Raw genomic sequence first — 18,397 nt, forward strand, 5'->3', positions numbered from 1 at the left:
TCCTCCTTACCACGTATTACTAGATGTGCGTTAATAAAATAACGCACTCTCAGAAACTTTAACTTTCAGTTTTTTTCCGCCAACCTGGTTTTACTACTTGATGACTTCTCGCAATTACTAAAGAATCATCAGCAACATCTTTCGTTACCGTGGAACCTGCGGCTATGTACACATCATTTCCCAGAGTAATAGGTGCAACTAACACACTATTAGAACCGGTTTTAGTGCGATCGCCTATTTTAGTTTTATGTTTCTTCACCCCATCGTAGTTGGCGGTAATTGTTCCCGCACCGATATTTACCTGAGTTCCGGTTGTAGTATCGCCTAAATAGGATAAATGAGCTACATTAGTGCGATCGCCCAATTGAGTATTTTTCAACTCCACAAAATTACCAATTCGACAATTATCACCCACTTTGGCATGACCACGCAAATGAGCATAGGGACCAATGCGAGTTCCTGCTTGTACAACGCTGTCTGTGACTACAGAATACTGGATAGTGACATTTTTACCCAATTCGCTATTTTCAATTAAACTCCCAGGTCCAATGCGACTACCGGACTGAATCACAGTTTTACCGCGCAGGTGAGTTTGAGGTTCAATAATCACATCTGGTTGTAATTCCACTGTTTCATCAATGCTAATACTTGCAGGATCAATTAGCGTTACACCAGCCAAAAGCCATTTTTCTTTAATGCGTCTTTGCAAAATATCGTTAGCTGTAGCTAATTGTAATCTGTCATTAATTCCCAAAATCTCTTGATAATCTTTCACATCTACAGCCATTACTTTTCCGACTTCAGTAACGGCATCTGTGAGATAATATTCTTTCTGGGCATTATTTGCGGCTAAATGAGGTAAAAACTTGGCTAAATCTGGCCACCGGAAACAGTAAATACCAGCATTAACGCGGTTATTTTCTCTTTGATTAGAAGTACAATCTTTATCTTCAACTATTTTCTGCACAATACCTTCACTGTCACGAAAAACCCTGCCGTAACCTTGGGGATTTGATAACTGTGCAGAGAGAATAGTACAGGAATTGTGATTTTCTTGATGAGTTTGTAAAAGGTTTTTTAGAGTTTCTGTACGCAACAAAGGTACATCACCATTCAAAATCAGTAAGTCCCCAGTATAACCTTCCAAATGGGGCAGTAATTGTTGGATAGCATGACCTGTACCTAATTGTAAAGTCTGTTCCACAAACTCCAAACCAGGAATTTCCGCCATAGCCGTTTTTACTTCTTGGGATTGATAGCCAACAATCACTAATCTCCTTGAAGGTGAAAGGGGTTCGACGCTTTCAATAACTCTTTCAACTAAAGATTTTCCACCTAAAGAATGTAAAACTTTAGGCAGGTTAGATTTCATTCTTGTTCCTTTTCCTGCCGCGAGAATTGCTACAACAACCATAATTAAGTATCAGTAAATTTCAATGATGAATACTTTTAGTATTTTCAGATTCAAGCTCAAATCATATCAGCTAACTCCACCTTTTCTTCCACCGGGAAGTAGGTTCTAAAAGAGAGGCTTGCTGTTCTTGTTGTCTTCGCATGATTATAACTTCTGCTGCATCTCTTAATTCGGGATCACGGTAAGGAACAGCTGCACGAGTTTGTAAATGTTCTGTTTCCTCTTCGGAAAGAGAAGGAAACCGTGAAGAAAAGTTCTCTTTTTCGCTGGCTTCCCCTACTCGATATCCAGCTATAGTACCAGGTGTACGTCTTCCTATGGGTGCGGTAGAACCTATTACCAAGCCGGCTGCTAACATTGCAGTCCGCACAGCCGCAGCACAGGAATAAGTCGCTAGTAAACCATCTTTATGTAAACATGATGCAACTTTTTGTATAAATTCCACAGTCCATAATTGCGGACATTGCGGTGGTGAGAAGGGGTCAAGAAAAATAGCATCAGCTTGGAAACCTGACTCATGTAACTTTACAATCGAGTTTCTAGCATCCCCTATTAGTAATTTTGCTTGGATGTGATTTGTTTGCACTTGATAATTAAACGCCAGTTCAGTCAATAGTTGTATATAATTATGATCCCAATTATCAAATATACGCTGGTTAATGGCTGCTTTGGGGACTGCTGGATTTAGTTCTAAGCCAATGACTTCAACATCACAGGTAGGATTTGCTTGCCAAATTACTTGTAAGGCGGCCGCTGTGTTGTATCCTAGTCCATAACAAACATCTAAAATTCGCACTATTCCCTGATTGGCTACTGTCTGTACTTGAGTAGGAAGTGCAAACTTCAAATAACTCTCTTGTTTGGCTCCATAATGACTGTGAAAAGCTTCCTCAAATTCTGCTGAGAAAAAAGTAAATGATCCATCTTGTGTTTGTTGGGGTGTAAAATTATCTAAATCCGACATTTTTATATAAAACTAACTAATGGCTAATCACCAATTTGTTGTTTCTCCCAAATGGCTATTTGAACATCTTAACGATTCCCAAGTTATAATTGTGGATTGTCGTTTTTCTCTAGCTGATAACCAACTCGGAAAAAAGCAATATCAAGCAAGTCATATAGCAGGATCTTATTATTTAGATTTAAATCAGGATTTATCTAGTCCTGTGGAAGAACATGGAGGAAGACATCCTTTACCTAATATTAATGATTTAGCTGATAAATTAGCAAACATTGGGGTAAATTCTCAAAAAACTTGGGTAGTCGCTTATGATGATTCTCGCTTGGCGTTTGCGTCGCGTTTGTGGTGGTTATTACGGTATTTAGGTCATGAGCAAGTAGCTGTTTTAGATGGTGGTTTTACTGGCTGGCAAAAAGCTGGATATCCTGTTTCTGGAGAGATTCCAGAATTTGGCATAGGGAAATTCATGCCGCAATTACAAACTGAAAAAGTTGTAAATTATACTTATGTAAAAAATCGCCAAGATCGTCCAGATGTAATTTTGGTAGACTCAAGGGAGAGCGATCGCTATCGCGGAGAACGAGAACCAATTGATAAAATCGCTGGTCACATTCCCGGTGCTGTCAACTATCCTTGGCAAGAAGTCACCGACGCTAATGGCTGTTTACTTCCTCAGTCAGAACAGCGTCAAAGGTGGGAACAGCTAGAAACAGCTAAAGAAATTTTAGTTTATTGTGGTTCCGGTGTTACTGCTTGTGTGAATTTACTATCTTTAGAAATAGCTGGAATTCCTACAGGTAAACTTTATGCTGGGAGTTGGAGTGATTGGATTACTTATTAGCTAACTGCTGACTGCTATATGTTAAATTCTTTCATCTATCTTCACGGCTTTGCTTCCAGCCCTAAATCTACTAAAGCTCAGGATATCAGCGATCGCTTTTCCCAAATTCACATCAAGCTGAAAATTCCCGATTTAAATGCCGGCGATTTCTCCCATTTGACAATCACCCGTCAGCTAAATCAAGTCGCGGCTGAATTCATTCATGATGATTCTTTAGCTATAACCCTGATTGGTTCTAGTTTAGGTGGTTTGACATCGGCTTATTTAGGGGAAAAATACCCACAAGTGCAACGCTTAGTTTTATTAGCACCCGCTTTTGAATTTTTATCCCATTGGTTGCCTAAGTTAGGAGAAGAAGCTTTAAAACGTTGGCAACAAGAACAATATCTTTTAGTACATCACTCTGGGGAAGGACGAGAATTACCTCTAAGTTACAATTTTGTCACAGATGCTGCCCAATATTTAGAAAAAAATCTCCAACGTCCCATTCCCACATTGATTCTGCATGGTACAGAAGATGAAGTTATTCCCATTACCGCTAGTCGTGAATTTGCGAATTCCCGTCCTTGGGTAAAATTAGTAGAACTCGATAGCGATCACGCTTTGGGAAACGTCAGCACCGAAATTTGGCAAGCAATTCGCTCATTTTGTCACTTGGGGATTGGGTAATACTTTTTACCAATTACCAATTACCAATCACCAATTACCAATTACCAATCACCAATTATGCTTCCCTTCATTCGTTCAGATTTAGCCCAATTTAGTGCCTATAAACCCCACCCCAGCAGCGATACAGCCGAACCAGTCGCTATTCAATTTGATCGGCTGGATACCAATGAAAGTCCTGATGATTTACCAGTGGAAATCAAAGAAAAGTTGGCGTGGACTGTTCAAAAGGTAATAGAAAGCAATCGTTACCCTGATGGTGGACATGAGACACTCAAAGATGCGATCGCACAATATGTGAATGAATCAGCTCATCTTTCACCCTCTGTCATCACTGCTGCGAATATTTCCGTCGGTAATGGTTCCGATGAACTCATCCGTTCTTTATTGATTGCCACTTGTTTAGGCTCAGAAGGCTCTATTTTAGTTGCCAACCCCACTTTTTCCATGTATGCGATTTTAGCGCAAACCCTGGGCATTCCTGTGGTAACAGTGGGTAGAGATGAAAACAATTTTGAAACAGACTTAAAAGCAGCACAATCAGCCATTGAACAAACTCAAAATCCCCCTATTAGGGCAGTTTTTGTCGTTCATCCCAATTCCCCTACCGCCAATTGCTTAACTGCGGCTGAATTAGCATGGTTAAGAAGTCTACCAGAAGAAATTTTAGTAGTTATTGATGAAGCTTACTTTGAATTTAGCCAAACTACCTTAGTTGGCGAATTAGCACAACGTCCAAATTGGGTAGTGCTGCGGACTTTTTCCAAAGCTTTCCGATTAGCAGCCATGCGTGTTGGCTATTGTGTAGGGAATCCAGAGGCGATCGCAATTTTAGAAAAAGTCCGTCTCCCCTACAATCTCCCCAGTTTTTCTCTGGCTTCGGCTTTAGTTGCTTTACAAAATCGCCAACTTTTGCTGAGTTCAATTCCCCAAATCCTCAGTGAACGGAGTCAACTCATCACCGCTTTATCAACACATCCCTTCTTAGAAATTACAGCCAGCGATACTAACTTTATTTACCTACGTCTCAAACCAAATACTTCTCATTCAGCAGATACAGCTTTAAAAATTCTCCACCAAACACTCAGAAGTCAAGGAACTCTCGTCAGATTACTTCCTGGAGGATTGAGAATTACTGTCGGAACACCCACAGAAAACACTCATACCCTGAATAGATTAAAAGCTGCTTTAGTGAACCTAGAATATTAACTATTCATAATTAAAATAGCCATCTGCATCACTACCCAAACGACGTACTATCGCCACTGTTTGCGGCAGTACGCCCACTAACATAGCAAATGCCATATCTGGCAGTTCAGCAACTATTTCTGCGGGAAAATACTGTTCAAATTGATCAATAATCTTCTGGACTCGTTCTCCAGGAACTGAGTTTTCGGTAATTTGTTTAATCAAGCGAATCCATTGCCGCCTAATTAAGTAAGCCTTCTGACGATCTTCATGAGATTCAGGAGTTAATAAAGACAGATTACCGATAGGTAGTAACAATTGGCAATCTTGATCATAATCCCCACCTACCACAGCTCCCGGACCGGCAAACTCTGCATGGTAGCCTTTAAAAATTATTAATCCGTTCCGTCTGCGGCTATTAACTATAAAAACCTTTCCGCTACGCAGCGACGCAAGAATGTCAGACCTGTGCCATGCTTGCGGGGGGCATTGCCATCGCTCAATTCCATCTCGCATGGTAATCTTATCCACGAAACCAGTTTCAGGGCAAGAGGTTGATACCATAGCAGTCTGATAACGTCGGCGCTGTTCGCTATCCATGTTTTCTCAAATTCTTGACGACGGTATTAGGGCTATGCACTTCCAGAGATCCAAATAATTATGCGTTTAATTAAATTAATTTTGCAGATTGACTTTATATTCTCAGGATTTTTGGCAAAAATTTTAGCTTAATTACCAAATAAATCAAGATTATTTGGCAATTGTTGATCACATTTTATGGGATTTAGGTGCATTTGTCTTCAACTCTAGGAGTCTTTTCTTAAAGTTTTTATGAAGATGAAATCTTTAATAGTGATTTAGTATGAGGATTCCAAAAATTTTTAAGTTATGGGTTCCTCATATTATATACTTTTAATTTCTTTAAAATTTTCAGCTCAGAAAATTAACATCATCATCTGAATTAGCCAAAACCCTAGTATTTCTATGTAATTCACTATTTTGCTGATATTTTTCATCAGCAAATCTGATTTCTATTTAAAGCGGCTTATTGCTACGGTTTAAAACATCAAAACGTATCTAATATCTATTTAAATATCTATAAAAGTATTTATTTGTCAAATTACAACTCTTTTCTTACTGCCACCCAACTGTTTACGCAAGAAAATCTGGCGTGAGGGATTGAGGAAAAAGTTATTCCAATGAGATTCCAAGTTATGTACCCGACGATATCCCAGTTTGAAATAAAGTTGTCTAGCTTGATGGTTATTTTCCAGAACATGGAGATATAAATCTTGAAATCCCCATTCTTGGGAAACTTGTTCACAGCTAGTTAATAACCTAGAAGCAACACCATACCTGCGGTATTTTGGGTTGACAGCTAAATTGGACAAATAGGGAAAAGATTTGTGAACATTTGCCCAAGGGTCGCTAAAACGCACATTTAGTTCTACAGTTCCCAATATTTCCTCAGTAGTTCCCATACCTGTGTCAACAGCGACTAAGCAAACCTGGTGAGGTGATATTAAGGCTAAACGACTTCTTAAGTCTTCATAAATACCCAAACGTAACAAGGGAAAAGCCCATCCCCATAAACCTTTTTGGGAGTGAAAACTTTCAGCAATGATTTGGGCGATACTAGTCAGATCAGCAGATGTAGCGGCACGGATTTGGAGTTGCCTTGACCTTGGCAGAGGAGTCTCTGTGACTGAATGTTGATGATGTGGAGGCAAAAACCAGGATGGAAAAGCTAGTTGAGAGTTAATTGACTGTGCATTTTCATATATCTGAGTAATTTTCTGGCAAAAGCAACTCGACATGAGATGGCAAATTCCGTATTGATTGGCAATCATACAAAATGTAAAGGCAGGTTTATACGTATCTTTGATTTCAGAATATAAAGATGAGTGGTATCTTTATTAAACAACTGGTTTTCGGTGGTCTGTCTAGGGTAAGTACCAATAAGCGTAGCAAAACCTCTTTAACTTGTTAGTCAAGCACTAACTTCAGTTTCTAGTCAGGAGTCAACAGTCAGGAGTTAGGAATTTTTAATGGTTGGTTGAGTGATGCAGTTATGTACTAGTTCCAGAAGGTAGCAGGTCATAAAGCTTATACAGTCAGATTTTTAACCTTTTTGGCTCTACTGTACTTGTTATGCTAAATTAACGTTCTGTCTGTCAGAGGAAACTCTTAACAGGGAAAAGAGGCAATATTAACAAATAATGTGAGAAATTATGCCTATTTTTTCATACTTGGTCAGCTTTCTGAGATTTTTTAGGCTAATTTTTCCATAATAGGTACTGAAGAACCACCTTTTTTAACTGGATACTTTTTCCCACCATGCTGTACTAGAAAATGACCTTATTAGTTCTGATTGCTAAATTGGAAATTAGTACTTGTTTAATTGTATACTTGGCTTTGAAATACGATTATTGTAATTTTCATGACTCTACCATGACTACCATCAGTAAAATTGACCGGACAGTGTTAGTACATCTGCTGGAATTAGAAAACTTAGTATACAACTTTGTGGCTATATTGGCTCCATATAGGAGCGCTTTATGGAGTAAAAGAAAGTTATTGCAAGAGATAAAAGCAGATTTGGGGAGTAAAAATCAACTAAATCAAGAGAAAATAACTATAAAATTAACTTGCACTGTGCCATTAGTTAAAAACAATCATTACTAGCTAGTAAGTACAATTACTATGAGTAAAAAATCTGATATCTAGCAGTCATTTAATCCAATAGTCTCTTGGTCGAAATGCTCAAACCTTACCTGATTCAGAAATATCTCTACCTGATCAGATTATTCTTTATCCGACTGCCGTTGCAGCAGGAAAGCGGTGCATGACATCACAAGCAAACATTAAGCCGAAAATTTTGGTTGTCGATGATGAGCCGGACAACCTTGACTTGCTTTACCGCAGCTTTTATCGTGAGTATAAGGTGCTGAGGGCTAACTCTGGTCCTGCGGCACTGGAACTGTTGGCTAGAGAGGGAGACATATCCGTCATCATCTCAGATCAGCGGATGCCGATGATGAGCGGTACAGAATTTTTGAGTTTGACAGCAACTCAATATCCAGATATTATCCGAATTATTTTAACTGGCTACACTGATGTTGAAGATTTGGTAGAAGCTATCAACTCTGGCAAAGTATTTAAATATGTTACTAAACCTTGGGAAGCAGAGGAACTCAAAGCAGTGGTACGCCAAGCTTTGGATACACATAATGTTCTCAAGGCCAGAACCCGCGAACTCACTCGCACACTCCGGCGAGAATCGCTGCTAAATACAGTTACTAATACGATTCGCAGCGCCCTGGACTATAGGCAAATTTTGCAAACTATAGTCGATACAGTAGGGCATATGTTGGAGGTCGATGTCTGTCTTTTACGCCCCTTCCAAGATGAGCAATTAGCGACTGAAGGATTTGTTTATCAGAAAACTGTCACTAATGACGAAGAAGAAGGCAGATTGGAAGATGGGGAGATACAAGAATTTTTGCCCTCTACTCCTGAGTTACTTTTGGCTCAAACAGTTTGGGAAACCCGCGAAGTACAGGTAATTTATGATGTAGTGGGTGATGAGCGCATTCAAAATAACAACGATCGCGCAGCAGCATTTAGAGATGCTAATATCCGCTCAAGCTTAGTGGTACCACTGATTTGTCAACAAGAACTCAGAGCAGTCTTGACTCTACACAAGTGTTATCAATCCCGGATGTGGGGAGATGACGAGGTACAACTAGTTTCAGTTGTAGCAGATCAGGCAGCTTTAGCCTTGTCTCAAGCTTACGCTTATGAACAAGTAGGCGCTTTAGCCAAACGAGAAGCTTTAATTAATACAATTACTAGGGCGATTCGTTCTAGCTTAGATCCACAAGATATATTTGCCGCTATTACTCAACAATTAGGACAAGCTTTAAATGTAGATGGTTGTGTGCTGTCGCTGTGGACAGAAGAAGATGAATTTGTGCAATGTGTAGGCTTGTATGATAGTACTGAAGATTTCAACAATTTAAGAAACAATAACTTTAACAGCAATCATCGCGCGGTTACTCAGTACTTACCTAGTTCCCAAGCCCCAATTCGGAAGAATCCGATTTTGCAAGAAATATTGCGGACACAAGAACCCGTGGTAATCACTGACATCACTCATTCTTCCTCAGATGTCCAGGCATTTGATTTACCATTGAAAATGAGACCGCGATCGCTAATGGTTGTTCCCCTACTAATTGATGGTCAATGTATAGGTAGTATCACCCTGCGAGAAGGTCACAAAGTTCGCAAATGGCTACTATCAGAAATTGAATTATCTAAATCAGTAGCAGCCCAAGCAGCGATCGCAGTCCAACAGTCACGCTTGTACCAAAAAACTCGTGAACAAGCAGAACGGCTGATACAACTAGATAGACAAAAAACGGAATTTTTTCAAAATATTTCTCACGAATTTCGGACTCCCATCACCTTAATTCAAGGACCATTAGAATCAGCAGTAGCATCTGGTGAAGGATTATCCCCCGCCCAAAGTGCGATCGCTCTCCGCAATTCTCGTCGTCTGCTACGATTGGTAAACCAACTCCTAGACTTACAACGTTTAGATGCGGGGAGAATGCAGCCTAGTTTCCGTCCTTGCGATATGGTCGAATTTGTCAACCAAATCGTCGAATCATTTCGTCTCTATTGTGAGAAAAAAGGACTGCAAGTCATTACCGACTTACTAGAATGTCCCAGAGTTTACTTGGATCTAGAAAAATTTGACAAAGTACTTTACAACCTATTGTCAAATGCCATGAAATTTACTCCTGATGGAGGCACAATCAGGGTCAGACTATACAACGAGGGTAATAGCTGCATAGTACAGATCCAAGATACAGGAATTGGCATTCTTCCCGAACAAATTCCCCACCTATTTGAACGCTTCCGTCAAGCCGAAGGTTCAGAAAGCCGCACCTATGAAGGTAGTGGATTGGGTTTGTCTCTAGTCAAAGAATTGGTAGAACTACATGGCGGCGAAGTTCAAGTACAATCAGTCTATGGACAAGGTACTCAATTTACCTTACGGCTATTGACTGGCGCAGATCACTTACCCCCAGAACAGGTACTACACGTATCAGGTGAACTAAATACCAGCCGTGTCAGTGTAGAACTAGCTGATATAGAACCAGTAGAATCAACGGAAGATAATCTAGAATTTATTCCCAGAGGTTTGTCAGCTAGTCCAGAAATTTTCAATCCCAACACCCAACTTCCCGCTCAGTCAAAAACTGATCAATTAATCTTGGTTGTAGATGACAACCCAGATATGCGATCTTATGTATCCAACATTCTTCGCCAAAATAGCTATCAAGTAGCTACTGCTCGTAATGGTTATGAAGGGTATAACATAGCCCAAGAACTTCATCCCAGTTTAATTATCACAGACTTAATGATGCCCTTGGTGACTGGAATAGAAATGATTCAGATGATCAGGGGTGATGATAGTATGCGAGGTATCCCCATCATTCTGCTCACCGCAAAAGTTGATGAAGAAACTCGCATCGAAGGCACAGAAAATGGTGCTGATGCCTATTTAGCTAAACCATTCAATGACCGGGAACTTTTAGCAGGAGCGAGGAATCTTTTAGCTCTGAAGGAAAATGAAAAACGCGTCTTGGAGTTAAACACCTACCTGACAGAATCAGTACTCAAGCGCTTTTTGCCATCTGCATTAGTGCAGAAAGCCGCATCTGGCAATTTGTCCCTAGATTTGCGACCGGAACCACGTTTGGTGACAGTTTTGTTTAGTGACATTGTTGGTTTTACTCAGTTATCAAATACTCTCAGATCCCGCAAAGTCGCAGAAGTACTCAATGAATATCTAGAAATTATGACCAAAGTTGTTTTTAACAATGGCGGTACTGTCGATAAATTTATGGGAGATGCCATATTAGCTTTATATGGAGCGCCCGAAGAACTCACACCCAATGAACAGGTACGTCGAGCTATCGGTACAGCTAGAGGAATGCAAAACGCCCTCATTAATTTAAACAAGCGCTGGCGAGAACAAGGTATATTCGAGACTGACGGGCGTAATGGCGTGCAGTTTCGTTGTGGTATCCACCAAGGTACAGCCGTTGTCGGAATGTTTGGGAGTGAAGAACGTGCTGATTACACAGCAATTGGTCCGAGTGTGAATATTGCTGCTAGGTTGCAGGCTGCTGCTATCCCAGGTACTATTTTGGTATCAGCAGCTGTTGCAGATTATTTACAAGAAGAGGAAATTACTAAAGGTAGTCCCTTGGAACTTAAAGGAATAGATGAAACAGTTCTCACATTCGTAGTTACACCACAACCAGAAAGTTCCCCAACTAATGACTAAATTTCAGACTGGATGATGAATTAAGGATGAGCAATTAGTTAAAGCGCTAAATCATAAAATCATATCCAGTTTTTAGTTGAATATGATGCCACCAGTTCAAGATAAATCTCTTATTCCTTTGCAAAGCTGGAGAAAACATACTGATCCACCTTTTTTGTGGGTTAGTGTATTTGTAAGTTCAGTTTCTCTACACTTGCTGTTTTTTTGGTTATTAGGCTCATCTGATGAGTTTAGACCTTGGATTCCCCACTCCACTCAAGCTAACATTCCTGTTGATTTGATAGATATTTTGCCTCAAGCAGAATCAACAGCTAAACCCAAATTTATAGCTAAAACAGTTATACCAAAACTTTCCTCTTCAACTCAAAAGTCCGTCACAGCATCTTTACCAGAAACCACACCTACTACCCCTGAAAACCAAGATAATGGTGCGATAAGTTCTGATTTCAATCCTCCACAAGAGTCTCCAACTGAGAACTCTAAAGTTAATAATCAGCCAGTTCCGCAACGGGTAGACTCTACACCTACACCGACAGAAACTCCCACACCTACGGAAACCCCTACACCAACAGAAACCCCTACATCTACAGAAACCCCTACATCTACAGAAACCCCTACATCTACAGAAACCCCTACATCTACAGAAACCCCTACACCAACAGAAACTCCTACATCTACAGAAACGATTCCATTAGCTAACCTTCCCTGGAATCGCCGTCAAGAAGTAAAACTGGGACAAGGAACCTTACTACCAAAAGATATTCCCACAGAAGAACCTTCACCAACTCCTACAGAAGAACCTTCCTCAACTCCTACAGAAGAACCTTCACCAACTCCTACAGAAGAACCTTCACCAACTCCTACAGAAGAACCTTCACCAACTCCTACAGAAGAACCTTCACCAACTCCTACAGAAGAATCTTCCCCAACTCCTACAGCAGGGGGTGTACTGGCGAATATTTCTCCTATACTGAAAGATGAAGTTAATCAATTAATACAAGAAGGACGATTAATTAAAGATGCTTTACCTGATGTTTTGGCAGAATATCAAGGTAGTAACAGTAAGCAATTAGAAGCTAGTTTTTTTCCTAGTGATTCTGAAATAAAGCCAGCAAATATACTAATTAGTTTAGTAATTGATAACAATGGCAAATTTCAACAAGCAGTAGTTTTAGAAATCGAGCCAGGGACACTTAGCGGTGAAAAAAGCATTTACGAGCAAGCGCTTAATGATATCTTCATGCAAGAAAGCTTTATTGCCGCCCATAACGAAGATGGCTCAAAACCAAATTTGAGTAATTTGTATATGCGGATTAGGATTCAGCCAATTAATTCTCCATAAATACTTGTATTTTTTGCAAATCCATGTTATCTTTACATAGATAGAGATTTGCGGGTGTAGTTTAGTGGTAAAACTTTAGCCTTCCAAGCTAATAATGCGGGTTCGATTCCCGCCACCCGCTTTAGAAAATTGAATGAGTAAACCTCTAGGGTATACAGAGGGAAAATATCAGCGTGTTAAGGGCGCTTACAGAAAGGGCGGGGAGACCCCGCCCCTACGAGGGTTGTTTGGGTCTTTATCCCAACGGAGAGGATTTTGGAAAATGTATTGACGAGCGATGTCTAAAATTTTTTGATGCCGGATAATGCGATCATAATAATTTTTTTGCCATATACGCAGTCCAGGGGTTTCATCAATTTTATTAATTAATTTCGTTGTTTGATATTTGTAATACGCAATTATTTGTCCCAATGTTATTTTCTTCCGTAGGGGCGGGGTCTCCCCACCCTCTTTTCTATAATCGTGTACACCCAACAATTCATCATTAATCACAATAATTCCATGAATGTGATTAGGCATAATAACAAATTGATCTAATTCAACATTAGGAAAATGCTCGCGTATTTTTAACCAAAATTCATAAACAATAAAACCCCTGACCGTGAATTTCATTTCTCCATTAATGATTTCGCCTAAATTACATTCACGGTGTTGGGTACAGATGGTGATGAAATATGCTCCTGGTTGTGAATAATCATAACCCCGTAGGCGTGTTGATTGGCGATGGTGAATGTTGGGGTTATATTTCATCTGGATGTGAAGTGTTGATTTTAGGGTTGTTGAATCTGATACCGCAGGTAAAAGGTTGAAGAAATAAAGGCAGAAAAAGGAGGAATTAAGGGCAAAAGGGCGGGGAGAACCCGCCCCTACGTGGGTTAGGAGAAAACTGCTTTTTTAAGTAAAATTATGTAATTTGTTTGAACCACGATCTATGGAAAACCTAAATCATAGGTGAGAAATTTAGTTAAAAAAATATCACTGTAGAAATCTCTAAGTGATAGGTTGGTTTGAGTAATTGTCCATAGTTAAATGTCACTTAGCTATAAAACCGTGACATAACTTCGACATTAACCAAATCTACCGCTGATGTAAGCTTTGGTATCTTCCTGTTGTGGATTGTTAAAAATTAATTCTGTGGAGTTGTACTCTACTAAATAGCCTGTTCTACCGCCTTTATCGGAAGTTTTGACGTTAAAAAAGGCTGTTTTATCAGCAACCCGTGCAGCTTGTTGCATATTGTGGGTAACGATAACAATGGTGTATTGTTCTTTGAGTTCATGAATTAGTTCTTCAACCCGCAAAGTAGAAATAGGGTCAAGTGCAGAACAGGGTTCATCCATGAGTATAACTTCTGGTTGAACTGCGATCGCTCTAGCAATACATAACCGTTGTTGTTGACCACCTGATAAAGATAAACCACTTTGCTTGAGTTTATCTTTAACTTCATCCCACAAAGCTGCTTGTCGCAAACTCCGTTCTACCAATTCATTGAGATCACCTTTGTAGCCATTGATTTTAGCTCCAAAAGTAATATTATCAAAAATTGATTTAGGAAAAGGGTTTGGTCTTTGAAACACCATCCCAATCCGACGACGTACTTCTACAGGATCTATATCTGGTGCATACAAATTCTTATCACCAAAATAAACCTTACCGTCAGCTCGAAACGATTCAATCAGATCGTTAAGACGGTTATAGCATCGGAGTAATGTACTCTTACCACAGCCTGAAGGGCCAATGAAAGCCGTAGCTTGATTTTTGGGGATATCTAGCCAAATATTCTGTACAGCGAGGAAGTTACCGTAATAAATATTCAGGTTTTCTGTACGTAAAACCGCATCAGTCCCATTCATTGTACTAGTGTTAGTAGCCATAAATAGTTTAGGGATAATTTTTAGGGATGATCATGCATCCTGTTGATGGTATTTTGTTAAGCTTTTTGCCTAGTGGCCCAGCGAGAGATGATACTTGTAATCAGAACCATCAAAACTAAGATTAGAGAAGCAGCCCAAGCTAATGACTGCCAATTTTGAAAAGGTGAAATTGCGAAGTTATAGACTAAAACTGCCAGAGAAGCTGTCGGTTTGAATAAGCTATCTGGTCCAGGCCAAAAAGAGGAAAACAGCGCCGTAAAGATTAATGGAGCTGTTTCTCCAGAAGCCCTAGCGATCGCTAAAGTAGAACCAGTAACAATTGCTGGTAAAGCTGCGGGTAAAACCACTTGTGTTACCGTTTGAAAATTAGTTGCTCCTAACCCTACAGATGCTTGCCGTAAATCCTGGGATACCAACTGTAAAGCTTCATCTGTGGTGCGAACAATAATTGGTAACATCAAAATTGCCAACGCAAAACCACCACCAAGCGCCGAATAAGAGCCTAATTTCAGGCTTGTCAAGGTCAGAACTACAATCCCGTAGGCAAATACCCCGGCAATAATTGAGGGAACTCCACTTAAGACATTAGTAGCAAAACGTATCCATCTAGCGATATTACTGGAGCTAAACTCTGTTAAATAGATTGCTGCTAATACACCAAAGGGAATACTAATAACAGCCGCAATCCCCACCATGAGCAATGTTCCCAAAATAGCATTACCGAAGCCTCCTCCTTTTTGGAAAGGTGCTGGAGGTAGTTGGGTAAACACATTGAGATTGAGACTGCTAAAACCTTTAAATAGTACATAAGAAAGTACAGCCAGCAGCGGTAACAGCGCCAATAATCCACAGATAAATGCGACTACTGTCATCACTGTATTAAACAATGTTCGCGGAGATGAAGGAGAGCGAGTCAGGCTGCTTTCGGGAAAATGATTTGTCATAATTCAACCCACAACTACAGTCGCTTAACTCGGAGAACAATATACTCTGCCAAAATATTAACTACTAGTGTTAAGAAAAACAGAACCAAAGCTGCGTACATTAAAGCTGCAACTTGCAAACCACTAGCTTCCGAAAATTGATTCGCCAATAGAGACGAAATGGTATTAGATGGTGCTAACAAAGAGATATTAATGTTGTTAGAATTACCTATCAACATGGTTACAGCCATTGTTTCACCCATTGCCCGACCGAGTGCTAACATGATGGCACTGACAATGCCAGAGAAAGCCGCAGGAATCAGCACTTGAGTAATTGTCTCCCAACGAGTTGCGCCTAGTCCGATGGCTGCTTGGCGTAAGCTAGGGGGAAGAGAAATTAAAGCATCGCGGGATATAGCAGTGATGATTGGCAAAGTCATAATCGCTAAGATCACACCTGCTGGTAACATTCCCGGTCCAGTGGGTACAGAGCTAAAAATTGGTAGCCAGCCAAGATAACTATGTAGCCATTTTCCCAAGTTATTTAAGATGGGAACCAAGACAAAAATTCCCCAGACTCCGTAGACAACGCTGGGAATAGCTGCCAGTAGTTCTACCAAAAATACTAGTACTAGTCGTACCTGAGAAGGCAAAAAGTTCTCACTTAATAAAATCGCAGTGCCAACACCAATGGGTACAGCTAACAACAAGCCAATAAAAGAACTGACTATTGTTCCATAAACGGCTGGGAGAACCCCATACTCATCATTAACCGGGTTCCAACTGCTTTTAACTAAAAAACCGAAACCAAATTTTTGGATAGCAGGCCAAGCGCCAATAGCCACTTGTAAGGTAATCCATATCAGAGTAACAGCGATCGCTAGGGCAAAAACTCTCGTCACCCAAATAAAGCCCATATCCAGGGATTTATCTAGTTCTGAGCGCTGTTTAACTGTTGATGACAAATTCTGGAAATTTGTAGTCATGAATACTGACTCTAAAAATAAAATCAGAAAGAATGTGAGCGGGAACCAGACTTATTTAAAATTGAGGATCTTTTACTTTTTGCATCTGACAGACCAGTTAATCAGGGTTCCCAACTGATTAGTCAATTTGCAGCAAAGCTTGCAAGTGTAGCAAGATCATCTAATGAAAACACAAATTGATCTGCTGTCTTTATTGGTTGAATCTTCAACCCCAGACAGAATTTCTTCAGCTATCTCCAGATTGGATAGCAGCAACACTACTTACTTGCACTAGTAGCACTACCGACAGCAATTTTATACTCAGGACTAATTTGATCAGCCGCTGAAGCCACCTTAGCAACAACATTTGCAGGTAGAGGAACATAACCTAATTCAGCAGCCAGCTTTTGACCATCAGTCAATGCATACTCAATGGTAGCTTCCATTGCTTTGGCTTTGGCGGCATCTGGATATTTTTTATAAGCCAGAATCCAACTGTAGGTAACAATAGGATAAGAATCTGCACCTTCTGGATCGGAAATGAAAGCACGGAGATTTTCTGGTAGAGTTACAGCTTCTAGAGTTTTAGATGCTGATTCCTCAGTAGCTTGAACAATCTTGCCACTTTTGTTTTCCAATGCAGCAAACTTAAGATTACTTTGTTTGGCGTAGCCGTATTCTGTGTAACCAATTGACCCTTGAGTTTGCAGGATTTGGGCAGTAACACCTTCATTACCCTTACCACCAACTCCCACAGGCCATTTTACACTTTTACCTTCACCAACTTTAGTTTTCCACTCTGGACTGATAGCACTTAGATGTTTTGTAAATACACCTGTAGTACCACTTCCATCTGCACGATATACAACCGTGATTGGTTGCTTAGGCAGCTTTGCTTCCGGGTTAGCTTTAGCAATTGCTGGGTCATCCCATGACTTGATTTTACCCAGGAGAATATCAGTATAAACTGCTCGTGGTAGCTTGAGATCGGGAACATCTGGGAGATTATAAGCTAGGACGATGCTACCAGCAGTTACAGGCAGTAAAATCACACCTCTATCTTCTGGTACTTTAGCGATTTCTTCATCTTTCATCGCCACATCACTAGCACCAAAATCTACAGTCCCTTTGATAAATTGCTCAACCCCAGCCCCGCTACCTACCGACTGATAGTTTACTTGCAAATTGGGATATTTTTTGTTCAACTCAGTAGACCAAGTTTGATAAAGTGGTGCTGGAAAAGATGCGCCAGCACCAGTTAAGGTAACATTTCCACCAAGATCCAATTTTGCTGGACTGGAGGCAGTCGTGTTTTGAGTAGTCCCTGGAGTTTCATTTGTAGCTGTGTTGTCTGGGCTTGACTGTCCGCCACAAGCTGCTAAACCTATTGTTAGCGCTAATATGGTTACTGAAGATGTCAGTCGATTATTTTTTACTAGATTTAGATTTAGATGTAATACCATTGCTGTAAATATCTGTAAACTTCCAGATGAGCGCCTCTAAGATACCGCTAAATGATTCAAATCAAGGTTAACAGTAGGTTAATAATCTAAAAAATCTCTTGGCTATAGTATTGATTAAAGGAAGGATTTTGTCTAAAATTTTATCAAAAATATACGCAGTATCTAAGTATTTCTTATGGGCTACTCATTAAGTTACAGAGACTAATTTGACCAAAAATCAATCACACATAGCAGGGAATAGGATTAAAAATCTGGCGTTGCATAATTGCGGGATGATTTGAGAAACTGCGTCAATATATAATCACCGCGTCTGGAGTGTCTCCGCGTCCCCGCGTCAGCCTCAATCATCCCCTTATTCAGCAACGCCAAAAATCTTTTTGTGTCTGAGTTTTACGATCT

14 protein-coding genes and 1 tRNA gene are annotated in these 18,397 nt (G+C 40.1%); 6 read left to right on the plus strand and 9 right to left on the minus strand.

Going from position 1 to position 18,397, the window contains the following annotated elements; all coding sequences use genetic code 11:
• Positions 1 to 58: 58 nt before the first annotated feature.
• Together glmU and ANA7108_RS0114465 are read right to left on the minus strand one after the other, a co-directional pair.
• Positions 59 to 1,414 carry a bifunctional UDP-N-acetylglucosamine diphosphorylase/glucosamine-1-phosphate N-acetyltransferase GlmU gene (gene glmU, locus ANA7108_RS0114460; RefSeq protein ID WP_016951512.1) on the minus strand — a complete coding sequence of 452 codons (1,356 nt, stop codon included), beginning with the start codon at positions 1,412 to 1,414 and terminating at the stop codon, positions 59 to 61.
• A gap of 70 nt (positions 1,415 to 1,484) precedes the next feature.
• Positions 1,485 to 2,378, minus strand: a complete 894-nt coding sequence (locus ANA7108_RS0114465) for a tRNA (5-methylaminomethyl-2-thiouridine)(34)-methyltransferase MnmD (protein WP_016951513.1) — start codon at positions 2,376 to 2,378, stop codon at positions 1,485 to 1,487.
• Positions 2,379 to 2,397: 19 nt separating this feature from the next.
• Between ANA7108_RS0114465 and ANA7108_RS0114470 the strand changes: the two genes are divergently transcribed.
• From ANA7108_RS0114470 to ANA7108_RS0114480, 3 genes are read left to right on the plus strand one after another with little or no spacing between them, the layout of a single operon-like run.
• Positions 2,398 to 3,216, plus strand: a complete 819-nt coding sequence (locus ANA7108_RS0114470; protein WP_016951514.1) for a sulfurtransferase — start codon at positions 2,398 to 2,400, stop codon at positions 3,214 to 3,216.
• Positions 3,217 to 3,234: 18 nt separating this feature from the next.
• Positions 3,235 to 3,885, plus strand: a complete 651-nt coding sequence (locus tag ANA7108_RS0114475) for a YqiA/YcfP family alpha/beta fold hydrolase (RefSeq protein ID WP_016951515.1) — start codon at positions 3,235 to 3,237, stop codon at positions 3,883 to 3,885.
• A 57-nt stretch (positions 3,886 to 3,942) separates the two neighbouring features.
• Positions 3,943 to 5,091, plus strand: a complete 1,149-nt coding sequence (locus ANA7108_RS0114480) for a histidinol-phosphate transaminase (RefSeq protein ID WP_016951516.1) — start codon at positions 3,943 to 3,945, stop codon at positions 5,089 to 5,091.
• On the opposite strand, the gene ANA7108_RS0114485 is transcribed toward ANA7108_RS0114480, so the two are convergent.
• Entirely contained in the window at positions 5,092 to 5,670 is a 579-nt protein-coding gene (locus tag ANA7108_RS0114485) for a hypothetical protein (protein ID WP_016951517.1), read from the minus strand.
• Positions 5,671 to 6,185: 515 nt separating this feature from the next.
• Complete coding sequence (locus ANA7108_RS0114490; RefSeq protein ID WP_016951518.1) at positions 6,186 to 6,887, minus strand: GNAT family N-acetyltransferase; 702 nt, start codon at positions 6,885 to 6,887, stop codon at positions 6,186 to 6,188.
• 1,028 nt (positions 6,888 to 7,915) lie between these two features.
• Here ANA7108_RS0114490 and ANA7108_RS0114500 point away from each other — a divergent pair.
• The 3 genes from ANA7108_RS0114500 to ANA7108_RS0114510 all read left to right on the plus strand — a co-directional run bounded on the left by ANA7108_RS0114500 (position 7,916) and on the right by ANA7108_RS0114510 (position 12,894).
• Positions 7,916 to 11,431, plus strand: a complete 3,516-nt coding sequence (locus ANA7108_RS0114500; RefSeq protein WP_016951520.1) for a response regulator — start codon at positions 7,916 to 7,918, stop codon at positions 11,429 to 11,431.
• Positions 11,432 to 11,513: 82 nt separating this feature from the next.
• Complete coding sequence (locus tag ANA7108_RS30230) at positions 11,514 to 12,773, plus strand: hypothetical protein (RefSeq protein WP_026104198.1); 1,260 nt, start codon at positions 11,514 to 11,516, stop codon at positions 12,771 to 12,773.
• A 50-nt stretch (positions 12,774 to 12,823) separates the two neighbouring features.
• Positions 12,824 to 12,894 (plus strand) — tRNA-Gly (locus tag ANA7108_RS0114510).
• A gap of 65 nt (positions 12,895 to 12,959) precedes the next feature.
• Here ANA7108_RS0114510 and ANA7108_RS0114515 read toward each other — a convergent pair.
• From ANA7108_RS0114515 to pstS, 5 genes are all read right to left on the minus strand, one after another.
• A complete protein-coding gene (locus tag ANA7108_RS0114515; RefSeq protein WP_016951522.1) occupies positions 12,960 to 13,523 on the minus strand; it encodes a transposase in 564 nt (187 codons plus the stop codon).
• A 317-nt stretch (positions 13,524 to 13,840) separates the two neighbouring features.
• The gene (gene pstB / locus ANA7108_RS0114520; RefSeq protein WP_016951523.1) at positions 13,841 to 14,647 is read right to left on the minus strand and encodes a phosphate ABC transporter ATP-binding protein PstB; all 807 of its coding nucleotides are present in this window, start codon (positions 14,645 to 14,647) and stop codon (positions 13,841 to 13,843) included.
• A 56-nt stretch (positions 14,648 to 14,703) separates the two neighbouring features.
• Positions 14,704 to 15,591: a phosphate ABC transporter permease PstA gene (gene pstA, locus ANA7108_RS0114525; RefSeq protein ID WP_016951524.1), complete on the minus strand. Its 888-nt coding sequence runs from the start codon at positions 15,589 to 15,591 to the stop codon at positions 14,704 to 14,706.
• Positions 15,592 to 15,605: 14 nt separating this feature from the next.
• Complete coding sequence (gene pstC, locus ANA7108_RS0114530; RefSeq protein WP_016951525.1) at positions 15,606 to 16,556, minus strand: phosphate ABC transporter permease subunit PstC; 951 nt, start codon at positions 16,554 to 16,556, stop codon at positions 15,606 to 15,608.
• Positions 16,557 to 16,813: 257 nt separating this feature from the next.
• The gene (gene pstS / locus ANA7108_RS0114535; RefSeq protein WP_016951526.1) at positions 16,814 to 17,998 is read right to left on the minus strand and encodes a phosphate ABC transporter substrate-binding protein PstS; all 1,185 of its coding nucleotides are present in this window, start codon (positions 17,996 to 17,998) and stop codon (positions 16,814 to 16,816) included.
• Positions 17,999 to 18,397: the final 399 nt, after the last annotated feature.

Source organism: Anabaena sp. PCC 7108, from assembly GCF_000332135.1.
Taxonomy (GTDB): domain Bacteria; phylum Cyanobacteriota; class Cyanobacteriia; order Cyanobacteriales; family Nostocaceae; genus Anabaena.

Coding starts and splice junctions, on each gene's coding strand:
- pstB (WP_016951523.1), bottom strand. CDS start 14,647: ATGGCTACTAACACTAGTACAATGAATGGGACTGATGCGGTTTTACGT.
- ANA7108_RS0114490 (WP_016951518.1), bottom strand. CDS start 6,887: ATGTCGAGTTGCTTTTGCCAGAAAATTACTCAGATATATGAAAATGCA.
- ANA7108_RS30230 (WP_026104198.1), top strand. CDS start 11,514: ATGATGCCACCAGTTCAAGATAAATCTCTTATTCCTTTGCAAAGCTGG.
- pstS (WP_016951526.1), bottom strand. CDS start 17,998: ATGGTATTACATCTAAATCTAAATCTAGTAAAAAATAATCGACTGACA.
- ANA7108_RS0114475 (WP_016951515.1), top strand. CDS start 3,235: ATGTTAAATTCTTTCATCTATCTTCACGGCTTTGCTTCCAGCCCTAAA.
- glmU (WP_016951512.1), bottom strand. CDS start 1,414: ATGGTTGTTGTAGCAATTCTCGCGGCAGGAAAAGGAACAAGAATGAAA.
- pstC (WP_016951525.1), bottom strand. CDS start 16,556: ATGACTACAAATTTCCAGAATTTGTCATCAACAGTTAAACAGCGCTCA.
- pstA (WP_016951524.1), bottom strand. CDS start 15,591: ATGACAAATCATTTTCCCGAAAGCAGCCTGACTCGCTCTCCTTCATCT.
- ANA7108_RS0114465 (WP_016951513.1), bottom strand. CDS start 2,378: ATGTCGGATTTAGATAATTTTACACCCCAACAAACACAAGATGGATCA.
- ANA7108_RS0114515 (WP_016951522.1), bottom strand. CDS start 13,523: ATGAAATATAACCCCAACATTCACCATCGCCAATCAACACGCCTACGG.
- ANA7108_RS0114485 (WP_016951517.1), bottom strand. CDS start 5,670: ATGGATAGCGAACAGCGCCGACGTTATCAGACTGCTATGGTATCAACC.
- ANA7108_RS0114500 (WP_016951520.1), top strand. CDS start 7,916: ATGACATCACAAGCAAACATTAAGCCGAAAATTTTGGTTGTCGATGAT.
- ANA7108_RS0114480 (WP_016951516.1), top strand. CDS start 3,943: ATGCTTCCCTTCATTCGTTCAGATTTAGCCCAATTTAGTGCCTATAAA.
- ANA7108_RS0114470 (WP_016951514.1), top strand. CDS start 2,398: ATGGCTAATCACCAATTTGTTGTTTCTCCCAAATGGCTATTTGAACAT.